Annotated in this window: 16 protein-coding genes; 7 read left to right on the top strand and 9 right to left on the bottom strand. The window is 76.6% G+C overall.

The window, feature by feature from the left end; genetic code table 11:
• Positions 1-229: 229 nt before the first annotated feature.
• Both ACWFNE_RS04315 and ACWFNE_RS04310 read left to right on the top strand, forming a co-directional pair.
• Positions 230-1,261 carry a LacI family DNA-binding transcriptional regulator gene (locus ACWFNE_RS04315; RefSeq protein ID WP_452121235.1) on the top strand — a complete coding sequence of 344 codons (1,032 nt, stop codon included), beginning with the start codon at positions 230-232 and terminating at the stop codon, positions 1,259-1,261.
• A 177-nt stretch (positions 1,262-1,438) separates the two neighbouring features.
• A complete protein-coding gene (locus ACWFNE_RS04310; RefSeq protein ID WP_452121234.1) occupies positions 1,439-1,855 on the top strand; it encodes a CBS domain-containing protein in 417 nt (138 codons plus the stop codon).
• Between the two features lie 88 nt (positions 1,856-1,943).
• Here ACWFNE_RS04310 and ACWFNE_RS04305 read toward each other — a convergent pair whose 3' ends face one another.
• The 4 genes from ACWFNE_RS04305 to ACWFNE_RS04290 all read right to left on the bottom strand — a co-directional run bounded on the left by ACWFNE_RS04305 (position 1,944) and on the right by ACWFNE_RS04290 (position 5,648).
• Complete coding sequence (locus ACWFNE_RS04305; RefSeq protein WP_452121233.1) at positions 1,944-3,293, bottom strand: permease prefix domain 1-containing protein; 1,350 nt, start codon at positions 3,291-3,293, stop codon at positions 1,944-1,946.
• The gene (locus ACWFNE_RS04300) at positions 3,293-3,655 is read right to left on the bottom strand and encodes a PadR family transcriptional regulator (RefSeq protein WP_452121232.1); all 363 of its coding nucleotides are present in this window, start codon (positions 3,653-3,655) and stop codon (positions 3,293-3,295) included. The genes ACWFNE_RS04305 and ACWFNE_RS04300 overlap by 1 nt, the downstream gene beginning before the upstream one ends.
• 144 nt (positions 3,656-3,799) lie before the next feature.
• A complete protein-coding gene (locus tag ACWFNE_RS04295) occupies positions 3,800-4,375 on the bottom strand; it encodes an MOSC domain-containing protein (protein WP_452121231.1) in 576 nt (191 codons plus the stop codon).
• Positions 4,376-4,391: 16 nt separating this feature from the next.
• Entirely contained in the window at positions 4,392-5,648 is a 1,257-nt protein-coding gene (locus ACWFNE_RS04290) for a saccharopine dehydrogenase family protein (RefSeq protein WP_452121230.1), read from the bottom strand.
• Positions 5,649-5,891: 243 nt separating this feature from the next.
• Here ACWFNE_RS04290 and ACWFNE_RS04285 point away from each other — a divergent pair, with 243 nt between their 5' ends.
• Positions 5,892-6,272 carry a glyoxalase superfamily protein gene (locus ACWFNE_RS04285; protein ID WP_452121229.1) on the top strand — a complete coding sequence of 127 codons (381 nt, stop codon included), beginning with the start codon at positions 5,892-5,894 and terminating at the stop codon, positions 6,270-6,272.
• A 30-nt stretch (positions 6,273-6,302) separates the two neighbouring features.
• Here ACWFNE_RS04285 and ACWFNE_RS04280 read toward each other — a convergent pair whose 3' ends face one another.
• Together ACWFNE_RS04280 and ACWFNE_RS04275 are read right to left on the bottom strand one after the other, a co-directional pair.
• Positions 6,303-7,196 carry a hypothetical protein gene (locus ACWFNE_RS04280; RefSeq protein ID WP_452121228.1) on the bottom strand — a complete coding sequence of 298 codons (894 nt, stop codon included), beginning with the start codon at positions 7,194-7,196 and terminating at the stop codon, positions 6,303-6,305.
• Position 7,197: 1 nt separating this feature from the next.
• Complete coding sequence (locus tag ACWFNE_RS04275; protein WP_452121227.1) at positions 7,198-8,202, bottom strand: SPFH domain-containing protein; 1,005 nt, start codon at positions 8,200-8,202, stop codon at positions 7,198-7,200.
• An 82-nt stretch (positions 8,203-8,284) separates the two neighbouring features.
• On the opposite strand from ACWFNE_RS04275, the gene ACWFNE_RS04270 reads away from it, so the two are divergent.
• Positions 8,285-8,986, top strand: a complete 702-nt coding sequence (locus ACWFNE_RS04270) for an NUDIX hydrolase (protein ID WP_452121226.1) — start codon at positions 8,285-8,287, stop codon at positions 8,984-8,986.
• Positions 8,987-9,115: 129 nt separating this feature from the next.
• The gene (gene ligD, locus ACWFNE_RS04265; protein ID WP_452121225.1) at positions 9,116-10,726 is read left to right on the top strand and encodes a non-homologous end-joining DNA ligase LigD; all 1,611 of its coding nucleotides are present in this window, start codon (positions 9,116-9,118) and stop codon (positions 10,724-10,726) included.
• A gap of 39 nt (positions 10,727-10,765) precedes the next feature.
• Here the strand turns inward: ligD and ACWFNE_RS04260 are convergent, their stop codons facing one another.
• Together ACWFNE_RS04260 and ACWFNE_RS04255 are read right to left on the bottom strand one after the other, a co-directional pair.
• Positions 10,766-11,398 carry a transcriptional regulator gene (locus tag ACWFNE_RS04260; RefSeq protein ID WP_452121224.1) on the bottom strand — a complete coding sequence of 211 codons (633 nt, stop codon included), beginning with the start codon at positions 11,396-11,398 and terminating at the stop codon, positions 10,766-10,768.
• The gene (locus tag ACWFNE_RS04255; protein WP_452121223.1) at positions 11,395-11,889 is read right to left on the bottom strand and encodes a DNA-binding protein; all 495 of its coding nucleotides are present in this window, start codon (positions 11,887-11,889) and stop codon (positions 11,395-11,397) included. Before ACWFNE_RS04255 ends, ACWFNE_RS04260 begins: the two co-directional genes overlap by 4 nt.
• Before the next feature lie 91 nt (positions 11,890-11,980).
• On the opposite strand from ACWFNE_RS04255, the gene ACWFNE_RS04250 reads away from it, so the two are divergent.
• Together ACWFNE_RS04250 and ACWFNE_RS04245 are read left to right on the top strand one after the other, a co-directional pair.
• Positions 11,981-13,231, top strand: a complete 1,251-nt coding sequence (locus tag ACWFNE_RS04250; protein ID WP_452121222.1) for a PEP/pyruvate-binding domain-containing protein — start codon at positions 11,981-11,983, stop codon at positions 13,229-13,231.
• Positions 13,232-13,391: 160 nt separating this feature from the next.
• Positions 13,392-14,015, top strand: coding sequence for a hypothetical protein (locus tag ACWFNE_RS04245; RefSeq protein ID WP_452121221.1), 624 nt, complete (start codon positions 13,392-13,394; stop codon positions 14,013-14,015).
• Between the two features lie 21 nt (positions 14,016-14,036).
• Here the strand turns inward: ACWFNE_RS04245 and ACWFNE_RS04240 are convergent, their stop codons facing one another.
• Complete coding sequence (locus ACWFNE_RS04240) at positions 14,037-14,309, bottom strand: acylphosphatase (protein ID WP_452121220.1); 273 nt, start codon at positions 14,307-14,309, stop codon at positions 14,037-14,039.
• Between the last annotated feature and the right edge of the window lie 231 nt (positions 14,310-14,540).

The following is a 14,540-nucleotide window of genomic DNA, read 5'->3' as shown; positions in this document are numbered from 1 at the left end:
TGACCGACGAGGCTGCGCTGGTCCCGCAGACGCTAAAGGAACTGACAAGATCGACGCAAGATCTGAACATCGGGGTTATTCAAACGTGATGATGGTGGCACAGGGGCTTGCGACGTCAGTGCCGGTGTCGTGTCGCAGGCCCGGCTGGTGCTCCTGGCCCGCCCCGAGCGCGTGTCGGTGACGCGGCGAACGAGAGCAAGCCGCTTGCGTCGCTGCGTATGCTCGGCGCATGTCGAGACGCCTGGCCGAGGTCGCCACGAAGGTCGGGGTCAGCGAGGCCACCGTGAGCCGGGTGCTCAACGGGAAGCCCGGCGTCTCGCGTGCGACCCGCGACGCGGTGCTCACCGCCCTCGACGTCCTCGGCTACGAACGGCCGACGAAGCTCCGCGGGGAGCGCGGCAGGCTCGTCGGGCTCGTGCTTCCGGAGCTCGGCAACCCGATCTTCCCGGCCCTGGCCGAGGTCATCGGCGGGGCGCTCGCGCAGCAGGGCTTCACCCCGGTGCTCTGCACCCGGACCGCCGGAGGGGTGACGGAGGCCGAGTACATCGACCTCCTCCTCGGGCAGCACGTCTCGGGCGTGATCTTCGCCGGTGGCTTCCACGCCGAGCGGCGGGCCGACCACTCCCACCTGCACCGGCTCTCGTCGCTCGGCCTGCCCGTCGTGCTCATGAACGCGTCGATCGAGGAGCTCGACTTCCCCCGGGTGTCCAGCGACGACCTCGTCGCGATGAACCAGGCGCTCGGGCACGTCCACTCGCTCGGGCACGAGCGCGTCGGGCTGCTGCTCGGACCGCCGGACCACGTCCCCTCCGAGCGCAAGCTCGCGGCGGCGCAGGCGTTCGCGGCCCGCAGCTCGTCGTCGTTCGACCCGGAGCTCGTGGTGCACAGCCAGTACTCGCTCGAGAGCGGTCAGGCCGCGACGACGAGGCTGCTGGCCGCCGGCGCGACGGCGGTCGTGTGCGCGAGCGACCCGCTGGCCCTCGGCGCGATCCGCGCGGTGCGGCGCGCCGGCCTCGACGTGCCGGGCGACGTCTCCGTCGTGGGCTACGACGACTCGAACCTGATGAACTCCACGGACCCGGCGCTCACGACCGTCCGGCAGCCGATCGAGCCCATGGGCCGCGCGGCCGTCGAGCTCCTCGCGAGCATGATCGCGGGGGCCGACGTCGCGCGGGACGAGCTCCTGTTCGAGCCCGAGCTCGTGGTCCGCCGGTCGACGTCCCCCGCGCGGTCCACCGGGCGCAGCGCGGTCCCGGCGTAGGCACCCGGGGCTCGGGTCGAGGGCCGGCCGACCGCGCCGCCCGCCCGCCCGCTCCGGCGGTGCCGTCACCGGCGCATCGGGCGCTGAGGTCTGCGGATGCGGGTCCCAGCGGCGTGCTGAACAGTGGGTGCGACGTCGAGCGCACGCTCGAACCGCACCGCGCACCGGGAGGTACCCATGGCACGCACCGTCTCGAGCCTCATGACCCCGCACCCGACCGTCGTCGAGGTGACCGACACGCTGCACGCCGTCGCGCAGACGATGGCCACGCAGGACGTCGGGGCGCTCATCGTGGCGGAGAACGGCGCTGTCGTCGGCATCGTCACGGACCGTGACCTCGTCGTGCGCGGCCTGGCCGCCGGGATCGGCCTGGATGCGCCGGTGGGTCAGCTCGCGACCGAGGAGCTCGTCACCGTCGGTCCGGACGACGACGTCGCCGAGGTCGTCCACCTCATGCGCGAGCGCGCCCTGCGCCGCGTCCCGGTGGTCGAGGGGGACCAGGCCGTCGGCATCGTGACGATCGGCGACCTCGCGGTCGCGCTCGACTCCGACTCCGCGCTCGCGGACATCTCGGCGGCGCCGCCGCAGGACTGAGCGGGCCGGCAGGCACGGCGACGGAGGCGCGGGGACCTGGGTCCTCGCGCCTCCGTCGCGTCGGGAGCGGCCCAGGCGCCGCCGGCGGTCAGGCGAACCCGAACACCGGCGGGAACGCCACGACGACCACGGCCGCCCACGCGCCGTAGACCGGCAGGTACCGCGTCTGCCAGCGCTCGAGCGTCGTGAGCCCGACCCGGCGGCGCAGGAAGCGCGCGGTGAGCCACGCGGAGCCGGTGAGGTGGACCAGCAGCAGGACGTTGAGGCCCAGCGCGGCGACCCGGTTGGGGCTCGACCCGAGCTCGGCGATGCGGGTCAGCATCGCCGTGAGCATCACGGCGTCGACCGCGAGCGCCGCGACGACGAGCACGAGCTGGAGCCCGTCGAACAGCCCGGGCGGGGCCAGCGGGTCGCGCGCCGAGAGCGAGTACAGCAGCAGGCACAGCACGAGCACGAGGATCGCGTCCATGAGGATGAGCAGGTCGCGGTCGACGTCCGCGAGGCCGCCCGAGGACAGCAGCACGACGAGCACCGCGAGCAGCATGACGATCGTCAGCGGCGTGAAGACCCGCGTGAGGACCGGGGCGATGTTCTCGACGACGTTCTTCTTCGCCTCGACGAGCCACGCGGCGACGACGAGGGCGCCCGGGACCGCGAACGGCAGGATCCAGTCCTCCATGACCGGTTCGACGTCGACGCCGACGGCCGAGAGGACCGCGAACGTCAGGCCGACCAGCACGCCGCCGCCGAGCGCGAGCAGCGTGAGGTAGATCGCGAGCTCGCCGGTGAACCGCGCGAAGTCCATCCGGCCGCGGTCGGAGCGCCACCGGCCGCCGACGTAGGCGAGCCCGAGCAGCAGCCACAGGACGACCGGGGTGTGCACGACGGTGAGCACCTCGGTCGAGCCGCCGCGCTCGAACGGGTAGACGTTGACGACGACGGCGACCGCGGCGAACGAAGCGACGAGCGTCGCCGCCACGGGGACGGTGAGCCGTCGCTTCCACGCGAAGTACGCGGCGAGGAGCGGCACGACGAGCACGGCGACGTTCCGGGCGAGCGCGTTCTCGTCGGCGATCCACGTCGCCCCGGCCTTGACGGCGAGGCCCGCCCCGACGGCGAGGGCCAGCACGACGGCGAGCTCGCGCCGGGACGGTGCGCCGGTCCCGTCGTCGGCGTCGGGCACGAGCGCGAGCTGCTTCCACAGCCGCTCGGAGTGCTCGCGGGCGTACTCGCGCGAGACGGCGTCGAGGTTGCCGAGGCGCTTGATGGCGATGAGGAACGACTCCTCGTCGTCGAGCCCGGTCGCCTGCAGGTCGGCGACCTGGCCGCGCAGGTGGTCCTCGAGCTCCTCGACGTCCGCGGTGGAGATCGCCCGGCGTCGCTGCACGTACCCGCGCCACCGGTCGATCTGCGCCTCGAGCTCGGCGTCCTGCGCCATCACGCCCACCCCTCCACGAGCCCGGCGGGTCGCTGGGCCTGCTGCCAGACCTGCCGCAGCGCGTCGGCCACGACCGTCCACTGCTCCTGACGCTCGGCGAGCGCCGCGCGGCCCGCCTCGGTCAGCGCGTAGTGCTTGCGCCGGCGCCCTGCCTCGGACGTGCTCCACGAGGACGACACGTAGCCGACGCGCTCGAGCCGGTGCAGGAGCGGGTAGAGCATGCCGTCGGTCCACTGCATGCGCCCGCCCGAGAGCTCGCCGACGCGCTTGAGGATCGCGTAGCCGTACTGCTCGCCGTCCGAGAGGATCCCGAGGACGAGCGGTGTGGCCGAGGCGGCCACGAGGTCCTTGTCGATGCGCACATCGCCTCCATACCTAGATCTGCAGGGTATCGACCCTAGCGGTGCTAGGTATGCGTCGTGCCGGGTCCGTGCGGAGATCTCGTGCGCGCGGCGTGCACGTCGAGGCCAGGTGGGCGGCGGGTGGGTGGCACAGGGCCGCGACGGTCAGGCCGTCCGGCGCGGGCGGCGCGCCGGCCCTGGTGCACCCGCCCGGCCGGGGTCGAGCGGCACGGGGCTCACGAGCGTCGCCGGGCCGCGCCGCAGGGTCCCCGTCGTCAGCGGCCGGCAGCGCAGCCCGCCCCGGCCGCGCATCGCCGTGAGCGCGCCGGGCGCGAGCACGTGGTCCATCCACGAGCAGGGTGCGGCGACCGACGCGGCGCGGAGGCGGACCGCTCCGCCCGGCTGCTCCAGGACGAGCTCCTCGCCGAGCAGCGGGCCCAGCTCGGCACCCCGCAGGACGACGTTGCGGCGTGCGCGCAGGGGGTCGAACGGTGGGGCGCCGAGCTCGGCGGCCATCGCCTCGAGCGCCTCGACCGCGAGGAGGGTCACCGCCGCGTCGGCGTGCGCGGCGTGTCCGAAGAAGCGGTCCCCGACGATCCCCTTGCCCGCGACCACCTCGACGAGCGCGGCGTCGGTCGACGGGACGTCGGCGGCGCCGTCGCGCGGGCGGCCCGCGTAGGCGTGCCGCGGCGAGACGAGCAGGTGCACGACCTCGACGTCGTACCGGTGGACCTCGTTCACCGGACGGGCGCGCCGCTCACGCGCGCCGGGTCGCGGACACCGGACGGAGCTCCACGACGTCGTAGGTGTGGCCCGCGGCGCGCAGGCGCTCGACGAGCACGTCACCGAGGGCGGTCGCCGGGGTCAGCGAGCCCGCGCGGTCGGGGAGCCGGTCGGCGTCGAGCGCGAGCGCGAGACCCGCCTCGCCGATCATGACCGCCGTCGCGGCGTAGCCGGGGTCGCCCTGTGCCGCCGCGACGGCCCGGTAGCGCCGGCCCGACGTCGTGATCGCGTCCGTCCGCATCCGGAACCAGCCCCGGGCCCGCGTCTCCTCGGACGGTCCCGACCCGGGCGCCGGGAGGGCGCGGTCGAGCAGCGCCCGCGTCGGTGGGAACGCCATCGCCGCCGGGAGCACCCCGCGCGCCGCGGTCACGCCCGCCGCGGCCACGGCCCCGCGCACCCCGCGGCCCACCCCCATGACCTCGCCGTAGCGCAGCGAGCGCCCGTACGCCCAGCCCTGCAGCGCGTTGCTGCGCCGCACGACGCGGCTGTTGAACGACGCCATGAGGAACGGCGCGGTCCACCGCGCACCGGGACCGCGGTGCGGCGCGGGCGCGTCCGACGGCTGCGCCACGGACGTCTCGGCGGCCCGGTCGGGGCTGAGCGAGAACGGGTCGGCGAGGACGCGCCGGGCGTCTGGCGAGCGCAGCGCCTCCGCGACCACGCCGCGCATCGACTCGACGGTCCCGCCGCTGAGGCCGCCCCGCGCGGTCGCCACGAGGCGGACGTCGCTCAGCGCCCCGGCGTCGTCGGCGGCGCAGCGGCGGTGCAGCAGCAGGACGCTCAGGTCCGACGGCACCGAGTCGTAGCCGCACGCGTGCACGAGGCGCGCGCCCGTCCGGTGGGCGACCGCGTCGAACCGGTCCGCTGCCTCCCGCACGAACAGCACCTCGCCGGTGAGGTCGGCGTAGTGGGTGCCCGCCCGGGCGCACGCCCCGACGAGCGGCAGCCCGTGCCGGGCGTACGGGCCGACCGTGGTGACGACCGCGCGGGTGGCTGCGGCGAGGGCGGCGAGCGACGCGTCGTCGTGCGCGTCGGCGACGAGCAGCGGCCAGTCGCGCGCCCGGGCGGGGAGGCCGGCGCGGACCTCGGCCAGGCGGGCGCGCGACCGCCCGGCGAGCGCGATGCGGGCTGTCGGGGGCGCGTGCTCCGCGAGGTGCGCGGCCACGAGCCGCCCGACGAAGCCCGTGGCACCGTGCAGGACCAGGTCGTGCTCACGCTCGGGGCTCGTCATCGCGCGATGCTCGCGTGCCGGCCCTGGTGCCGCAACCGCTCGGGCGCGGGGCGGGGGGCAGCCCGTCGGGTTCCCGTCCGGGACGAGGGGAATCCCCGCGTTCCGCGGGGCGCCGGTGCCGAGGAAAGGGCCGAAGGGGCAGCGCGCCGGCGGTGTCGGGGCCTGTCGTCGTGCCGGTGGTCGGCGGGACGATGGGGAACCGTCGCCGGCGTCGGGTCGGCGGCCCGGTCGGTGGAGGCCCCGGTGGACTTCAGGCTCGAGCTCGTGATCGTCCCGGTCAGCGACGTGGACCGGGCCAAGGAGTTCTACGTGGACAAGGTCGGCTTCGTCGCCGACCAGGACAACGTGGTCCGCGAGGACCTGCGGTTCGTGCAGCTGACCCCACCGGGCTCGGCGTGCTCCATCGCGTTCGGGCTGGGGCTCTCGGACGCCGAGCCCGGGTCTCTGCGTGGCCTGCAGGTCGTCGTCGACGACGCGGACGCCGCGCGCGAGCACCTGCTCGCGCGGGGGGTCGAGGCGCCGCCGGTCGAGGACTTGCCGTGGGGTCGGTTCACGGGGTTCGCCGACCCGGACGGCAACCAGTGGTCGGTCCAGCAGCTCCCGGACTGGTCCCGCCAGGGCTGACGCTGCGGTGGTGCACCGCGGGGCGGCCCGTCACACCACGAGCTGGAGCCGGCGCGTGGCGAGCCCCACGCGCACCGTCTGGCCCCACGTCGCGGTCAGCCGGTCCGCCTCGAGGCCGTCACCGAACACCACGAGCGACTCCGATCCCACGACGACGGCGAGCTCGGCGCCCGTGGCCAGCGTCCCCGCGGTGAGGGCCGTCCCGGTGCTCGGCGAGGGCCACGCCTCGCGCACGAACCAGGCCAGCGTGGACGCCGCGGGTCCGGGGAGCGGGGGAGCGTCGGCCCGGCCCCGGGCGAGCGACGCGGCCCACCCGGTGGCGCCCGTCCCGGTCGTCACCACGACGCCCGAGGACGACTGCGCCTCGCTCGCCCCGCCCGGCACGTGCAGCGCGTACCGGGCGGACTGGTGGCCCACGTCCCCGATGTAGACGTCGTTGAGCGCCTCGAGGGACGGGCCGTCGTCGAGCGACGCGCGCACGAGGGCCCGGGGCTCGACGCGCGCCGTGCCGCGCACGACCGCGTCGAGCACCCGCGCGACCGACGCCGGGCGGTGCCGCACGAGGACGCCGGCGTTGCGCCCGGGCTCGGGGTCGACGCCCACGACCGGCTGGGAGCCGACGTACCTGGCGGTGTTCGCGACGAGGCCGTCCTGCCCGACGACGACGCACACGTCCTGCGGCTCGAAGGCGAAGCGGTGCAGGTCGTCGCGGTCGACGTCCCCGCGGCGCCAGTGCGCCGGGATGGCGGCCCGGGTCCGGGCGAGCGCGTCGACGAGGGCGTCGTGACCGGCCTGCACCTCGGCGAGGTCGCGGCCGCGCGTGCGCAGGAAGAACTCGGCCTGGCCGCGGGTGCCGTGACGGTCGACGAGCTCGTCGAGCGCGCTGCGCCGGTGCACGACGACGGCGCGGGGGGCGAGCGTCACGTCACTCACCCCGCCCGGCGGTCAGCGCGGTGAGCGCCCCGGTGAGCGCGTCCGGGGTCAGCGTGAGCTGGCCGATCGCGGGCAGGTTCCCGGCGAGCTCACGCAGCGCCACGGCGAGCAGGACCTCGCGCGGCACGTCGGCGTAGGCGGCCATGCGGGCGCCCTCGGCGGCCCCCTCGGCCTCGCCCTGCAGCCGCGCCGCCTCGGCCGCCGCGGCGGCGAGCACGCGCTGACGGTCCGCGTGGGCCCGGGCCTCGATGAGCGCGGCGGCGGCGGCCTCGTCCGCGCGGGCGCGGGCGTTCGTGCCCTCCTGCGCGACGAGCTGCTGCTCGCGGCCCGCGAGCTCGATGCGGTTGGTCATCTCGTTCTCCGCGATCGCGCGCTCGCGCTCGACGGCCAGCGCGCGCCGCTCGAACGTCGACCGCTCGGCCTCCGACTGCGCCTGCTCGCGGGCCGGCGTCTGCAGCGCGCGCTCGAGGTCGGCGTCGGCCCGGACCGAGCCGATGCGGGCGCCGAGCACGCGCAGCCCGGTCGCGGCCACCCGGTCGTCGGCGAGCAGTGCGGCGGTGACCCGCGCACGCAGCGGCCCGGTGCCCGAGGAGATCGCCTCGCGCAGCGTGCTGCCGGCGAGCGCGTCCATGACGTGCCCCGAGGCGAGCTCGCCGAGCAGGTGCGCGACCTGGTCGAGCGGGCTCGCGGTCCACGCGCCGGTGCCCGGGTCGATGCCGAAGTCGAGCCGCCGGGCGACGAGCTCGGGGTCCTCGAAGCGGTAGCTGACGGTGACCTGGGCGGTGACCTCCTGGAGGTCGGCGGTACGGGCGCGGGCGACGAGAGGCAGCTCGCGGTCGTCGACGGGGATCTCCGACAGGACCGCGGTGAGGGGGCGGAACCAGAACGACAGCCCGGTGCCGGACCGGCGGACGGCGCCGCCGCGCAGCTGCACGACGTGCGAGGTGGGGGCAGTCCGGAGGTGCCGGACGAAGGGGTAGCGGCTGATCGTGGCCACGAGGTTCTCCTCTGTTTGTCGTCGCGATGACGATAAAACAGTACGTGGTTAATCGTCAACTTGACGATATAGAGTGGCCCGCATGGGACCCCGCACCTACACGCCCTCCGCCTACCCGCGGTTCGCGGTGACCGTGGACCTCGTCGTGCTCACGCTCCGGGGCGCGACGCTGCAGGTCCTGCTCGTCGAGCGTGGCGCGGAGCCGTTCCGCGGGCAGCGCGCGCTCCCCGGCGGGTTCGTGCGCCCGGACGAGGGGCTCGACGCCGCCGCGGAGCGCGAGCTCGCCGAGGAGACCGGGCTCCGGGACGTCCCCGGGCACCTCGAACAGCTCGGCTCGTACGGGGAGCCCGAGCGCGACCCGCGGATGCGCGTCGTGTCCGTCGCGTACCTCGCGCTCGCCCCCGACCTCCCCGAACCCCGCGCCGGGACCGACGCGGCCGCCGCCGACTGGGTCCCGGTCGACGCGGCGCTCGGCGACGCCCTCGCCTTCGACCACGCGCGCGTGCTGGCCGACGGGCTCGAACGGGCCCGCGCGAAGCTCGAGTACAGCCCGCTCGCGACCGCCTTCTGCCCGCCCGAGTTCACCGTCGCGCAGCTCCGCCAGGTCTACGAGACCGTGTGGGGCCAGCACCTCGACCCCCGCAACTTCCACCGCAAGGTCACGGGCGCCCCGGGGTTCCTCGTCGACACCGGGCGCACCCGGACCGAGGGACGCGGCCGGCCCGCCACGGTGTACCGCCGCGGCGACGCGACCGCCCTGCACCCGCCGCTCACGCGGGAGTGAGCGGCGGGCGCCGGCCGGTCGCGCGGCGCACACGTGCGGCCCGCTCTCCGGCGTCCTAGCGTGAGCACGGCGCAGCACCGCGCGCCGCCCGTGGGCACGGTCCGCGGGCCGAGGTCAGGGGGCCGGGTGGTGGCAGCGCGGGAGCGGCAGACCGGCGAGCTCGAGACGTACCGGGCGATGCGCGACTTCGCGCGGACCCCCGAGCCGTCGGGCACGCCCGCGCCCGGCGCCGTCGAGGGGCAGCGGCGCTTCGTCGTGCAGCGCCACCGCGCCCGCCGCCTGCACTACGACGTGCGCTTCGAGATCGACGGGGTGCTCGTGAGCTGGGCGGTGCCGCGCGGGCCGACGCTCGACCCCCAGGTGCGGCGCATGGCGGTGCACGTCGAGGACCACCCGCTCGAGTACGAGGACTTCGAGGGTGTCATCCCGTCCGGCGAGTACGGCGGCGGCGACGTCATCGTGTGGGACCGGGGGACGTGGGAGCCGTACAAGAGCGACGACCCCGGCGCCGAGGTCGCGGCGGGCGAGCTGCACGTCGAGCTGCACGGGTCGAAGCTGCGCGGCCGGTTCGTCCTCGTGCGCAGCGGCGGGCCCGGCGCGCACGGCAAGGAGCAGTGGCTCCTGCTGCACAAGCGCGACGAGCACGCCGTCGAGGGCTGGGACGCCGAGGACCACCCGCACTCGGTGCTGAGCGGGCGGACGAACGACGAGGTCAAGGCCGACCCCGACCGGCTCTGGCGCTCCGACCTCCCGGCGGCGCAGGCGTCGGTCGCGGTGCCCCCGGACGTCGCCGCCCCGACCGACGACGAGCTCGCCGCGCTCGACGACCTCGGCCCCGGCGGGACGTGGGAGGTGCACGGGCGCAGGCTCAAGGTCACGAACCTCGACAAGGTGCTGTTCCCCGCCCGGCCCGGCGAGGAGCCCGTGACCAAGCGCGAGCTCGTCCGCTACGCCGCGCGGATCGCCCCCGTGGCGCTGCCGTACCTGCGGGGCCGCGCGCTCAACATGCACCGGTTCCCGCAGGGTGCGGGCGGCTCCGGGTTCTGGCACAAGGAGCTCCCGGGGCACGCGCCCGACTGGCTGCCGCGGTGGGACCGGCCCGACGTCGAGCCGGGGGACACGCGCACGTACCTCGTGGTCGACGAGCCCGCCGCGCTCGTGTGGGCCGCGAACTTCGGGGCCCTCGAGTGGCACGCGTGGACCTCGCCGACCGCCGAGCCGCAGCGCCCGAGCTACGCGCTCGTCGACCTCGACCCGGGCACGTCGACCGCGTGGGAGGACGTCGTGCTGCTCGCGCGCCTGCACCGCGACGCGTTCGAGCACCTCGGCGTGCGCGCCCAGCCGAAGCTCACCGGCCGGCGCGGCATCCAGATCTGGGTCCCGATCGCTCCCGGCCCGGGGTTCGACGACACGCGCGCGTGGGTCGAGCGTGTCTCGCGCACGGTCGGCGCTGTCGTGCCCGAGCTCGTGAGCTGGCGCTGGGGCGTGCACGAGCGCGGGGGGCTCGCGCGGCTCGACTACACGCAGAACGCGGTCAACAAGACGCTCGTGGCGCCGTACAGCCCGCGCGCGGCGCCCGGGGGACCGGTGTCGGCGCCGATCACGTGGGAGGAGCTCGACGAGGACTGGCTGCGGCCCGACGCGTTCACGCTGCGCACGGTGCTCGACCGGGTCGCGGAGCGCGGGGACCCGTTCCGGACGGTGCTCGCCCGCGACCAGGTGCTGCCGACGCTCACGTGACCCGGGCCGTCGGGGTGGTGCGACGGCAGCCGGTGCGGCTCAGGCGCCGCGCGACAGCCCGAGCGTCGCGATCAGGTCCTCGTGCAGCTCGAACCACACCGTATGGCACGAGTCCTCGCCGGTCCGGTTGACCCAGCTCCCGTCGCCCGCGAGGACGCGGTCGAGCGCTGTGGAGAACCGCCGGTCGTACCCGCCGAAGCGGTCCAGCACCCCTGTCAGCCGGGCCACGAGCGCGACGAGCGCCCGGGCGAGCGCGTCGAGCTCCGCGACGACCAGGCCGTCCCACGCGGGGTCGGTGTGGTCGTTCTCCGCGAGCGGGTCCCCGGGCCGGGGGCGCAGCTGCCAGCTCGTGCACGCGCTCTGCAGCCGGTCGTTGAGGGGCAGGAACGCCGTGTGGGTCGCGGCCACGGCCTCGCGCCCGCCCGGGACGGCGGCGAGCTCCGCGGTGAGGAGCTGCTCGCCGTGCGCGCGCCCGCGGTCGGTCAGCGACCAGCCGCCGAGCCCGGCGAACTCCGACCACGCGACGAGACCGAGCGCCTGGTGGTCCAGCAGCAGCTCCTCGACGGCGTCCGGGTCGAGCGCGAAGCGGCGTGCGGCAGCCTCGGCGCCCGTGAAGCCGCGCAGGCGGACGGCATGCAGCGTGAGCAGCGCGTCCGGCGACGTGCGCGTCACGCGGGCCGCCCGCGGTCGTCGCGCGCACGTCGGGTCAGCAGGCGGTCGAGGCGCTGCTGGCACGCCTGCGGCGAGTTCATGCCCAGCGCGTCCGCCATCTGCGCCCAGGTCAGGCCCGCGCCGCGCGCGGTGAACAGCAGCGCGGTCTCGACCCCGTCGAGCTCGGCGCGCGCGGCGGGCAGGAGGGTGAGGGCGGCGCGGGCCGCCTCCGGGCTGTCCGGGCGCGTGCCGCCCGAGCGCGTGCCGTCCGTACGCGTGCCGTCCGAGCGCGTGCCGCCCGGGTGGTCGCGGCCGGACCGCCAGAGGAAGAAACGGACGAGGTCGACCGCGGAGGGCGGCGTGCCGCCGGGCTCCCAGGGGCGCGCGTCGAGGCCGGCCGCGCCCAGGTCGAGCAGCAGGGTGCGTGCGCGGTGCTCGTCGCCGGCCTGCGTCTGGTCGGCCTGCGCGGTGCCCGCCGCTGCCTCGGTCGGCGCCGGGTCGTTGTGCTCCATGGGCCGACCGTGCATCATCAACGAGATGTTGTCAACAATTCGTTGATGACGCACGTCGTCCGGGACTCGGGCGGGAGAGGACGAGGGTCTCGTGCTGCTGACACTCGAGGAAGCGACCACCGCCGTCGCGGGCGGCAAGGCCGGGACCCTCGGGCGGCTCGTGCGCGCCGGCCTCCCCGTGCCGCCGGGCGCGGTCGTGCCGCTCGCCGCGTACCGTGCGGCGGCGCAGCGGCTCGACGTCGCAGGACTCGTGCGCCGGGGCGGGCCGGAGGCGGCGCAGCGCGCCCTCGCGCAGGCCGACCTCCCGCCGGCGCTCCTCCGCGAGGTCGAGCGGGTGCTCGTGCGGCTCGGCGGCGGTCCGGTCGCCGTCCGCTCGTCCGCCACCGGCGAGGACGGCACGACACGCACCGCCGCGGGGCAGCACCTCACGCGGCTCGGGGTCCGCGGCGCCGGTGCGGTCGTCGACGCCGTGCGCGCGTGCTGGGCGTCGCTCTGGTCACCCGAGGCGGTCGCCTACCGGCGGCTCGACGACGACACCGCCACCCCGGCGACCGCGGTGCTCGTCCAGCGGCACGTCGACGCTTACGTCGCGGGGGTGCTGTTCACCGGTGACGCGCCAGGCGACCCCGTCGTCGTCGAGGCGTCCTGGGGGCTCGGCGAGTCGGTCGTCGGCGGTCTCGTGACGCCCGACCGGCACGTGGTGCACGCCTCGGGGGCGGTCGAGACGCGGGTGGGCGCCAAGACGACGCGCGTCGACCGGGCCGGGACGGTCGTCCGCACCGCGGCGGTCGCCGGTGCGCTCGCGGCCGCGCGCTGCCTCGACGACGCCGCGGTGCGCGGGCTCGCGGACCTCGGCCGTGACCTCGCGACGCTGCTCGGCGGCCCGCAGGACGTCGAGTGGGCGGTCGCCGGCGGCGTCGTGCACGTGCTGCAGGCGCGGCCGGTGACCGCGGGTCTCCCGGGGCGCGGGTCGCCGGAACCCTCCGCCGCCGAGCCCTCCGCCGCCGCGCCGCCCGAGGCGCTGGTGCTCCGCGGGGTGCCCGGGAGCCGCGGCGTGCGACGAGGGCCGGTGCGCGTGGTCACCGGACCCGAGGGCTTCGACGCCGTCCGGGCGGGGGACGTGCTCGTGTGCCGCTTCACCGACCCGGCGTGGACGCGGCTGTTCGGCGTGGTGGCGGCGGTCGTCACGCAGACGGGCGGGGTCCTCTCGCACGCCGCCGTCGTCGCCCGCGAGCACGGCATCCCCGCGGTGCTCGCGGTTCCCGGTGTCCTCGCGGCGGTGCGCGACGGCGACCCCGTGGAGGTCGACGGGACGGCAGGGACGGTCCGGCTCCTGGGGTGACGTGCACGCGTGCGCGGCACGCCAGGACGCGTGCCCACGGGCAGCGCGCACACCCGTCTCACGGCGGGCGCACAGGCGGCGTCTGCCACCCGCCCAGGTGCCCGTCGTTGCCTGGACCTCGGCGCACGGTGCGCCCGCACGACCGAGCCAGGAGGCCCCCATGACCACGAACGCCGCGCCGGAGCCCCGTCCCGGAACCACGCCCGACCCGGCCGACACGGCACCGCCCCGGCCGACGGCCACCGCGCCCGCAGCCGCTGCGCCGACGGCGGCCACACCGACGGTCGCCGCGCCAGCGGCCGTCGCGCCGACGGTCGACGGGCCGACGGCGACCTCGCCCGCAGCCGCCGCACCGACGGTCGCCGCACCGACGGCCGCCACACCGACGGTCGCCGCACCGACGGCCGCCGCACCGACGCTCGCCGCACCGACGGCCGCCGCGCCGACTTCCGTGCACCAGCCCGCGCCGGCCGTCGTGCACGCCGTCCCGACGGACGCCACCCCGCCGCCGGGGCGTCTCGGGCATGTGACCTCCCGGCTCCGGGAGCGGGTCTCGGCCCGTCCGCTCCTCGCGCTCGCGCTCGCGGCGCTGCTCGCGGCGGGTGTCGCCGGTGCCGGCGGCTTCGCGCTCGGCCACGCCGCGGGCGACCACCGCAGCGGGCTCGCGCGCACGTGGGACGAGCACGACGGTCGCGGACCGGGGCTCGACGGCCGGCCGGGCGGGGTCCCGCGGGGCGAGCTGCCGGCCCTGCCCGAGCAGCGTGAGGACGGCGCGGACACGTGACGGCCGGGCGGCCGTGGCACGTCAGGCGACGATCCGGAAGCCCGGCAGCCCCTCGGGCTCCTCGGACGTGACCTCGGCGGCGGCCACGTGCGCGTGCGACGGACCACGTCGCGCCCAGGCCACGAGCTGCTCGACCGCCGCGGGGTCGCCCTCCGCGACCGCCTCGACCGCGCCGTCGGGCCGGTTGCGCACCCAGCCGTGCACCCCCAGGGCCTGCGCCTCGCGGGCGCACGCCCAGCGGAAACCGACGCCCTGGACCTCCCCGCGGACGACGACCCTGCGGCGCACCACCATCACCCCAGTGTGCGCCGGGTCGTGCGCCCGGTCGTGCGCGCCGGGTCGTGCGCCTCGTCGTGCCACGGGGTCGAGGCGGCGCGCGGACCCAGGCCGCCTCGACCCCGCACCCGGTCCGGGCGGCGCCACCCGGCGCTCTGCCCTTTGGGGCCGGTCGCCTCACCCCATCGTCTGCCCCGCGCCGGTGCGGTCGCGGGCGCACCGCTCGGCAGGGTGGAGGACGACGACGCC

It is taken from the genome of Cellulomonas sp. NPDC055163 (assembly GCF_053607065.1).
The sequence above is the reverse complement of the archived record's forward strand: the minus strand, read 5'-3'. Positions and strand labels throughout refer to the sequence as shown.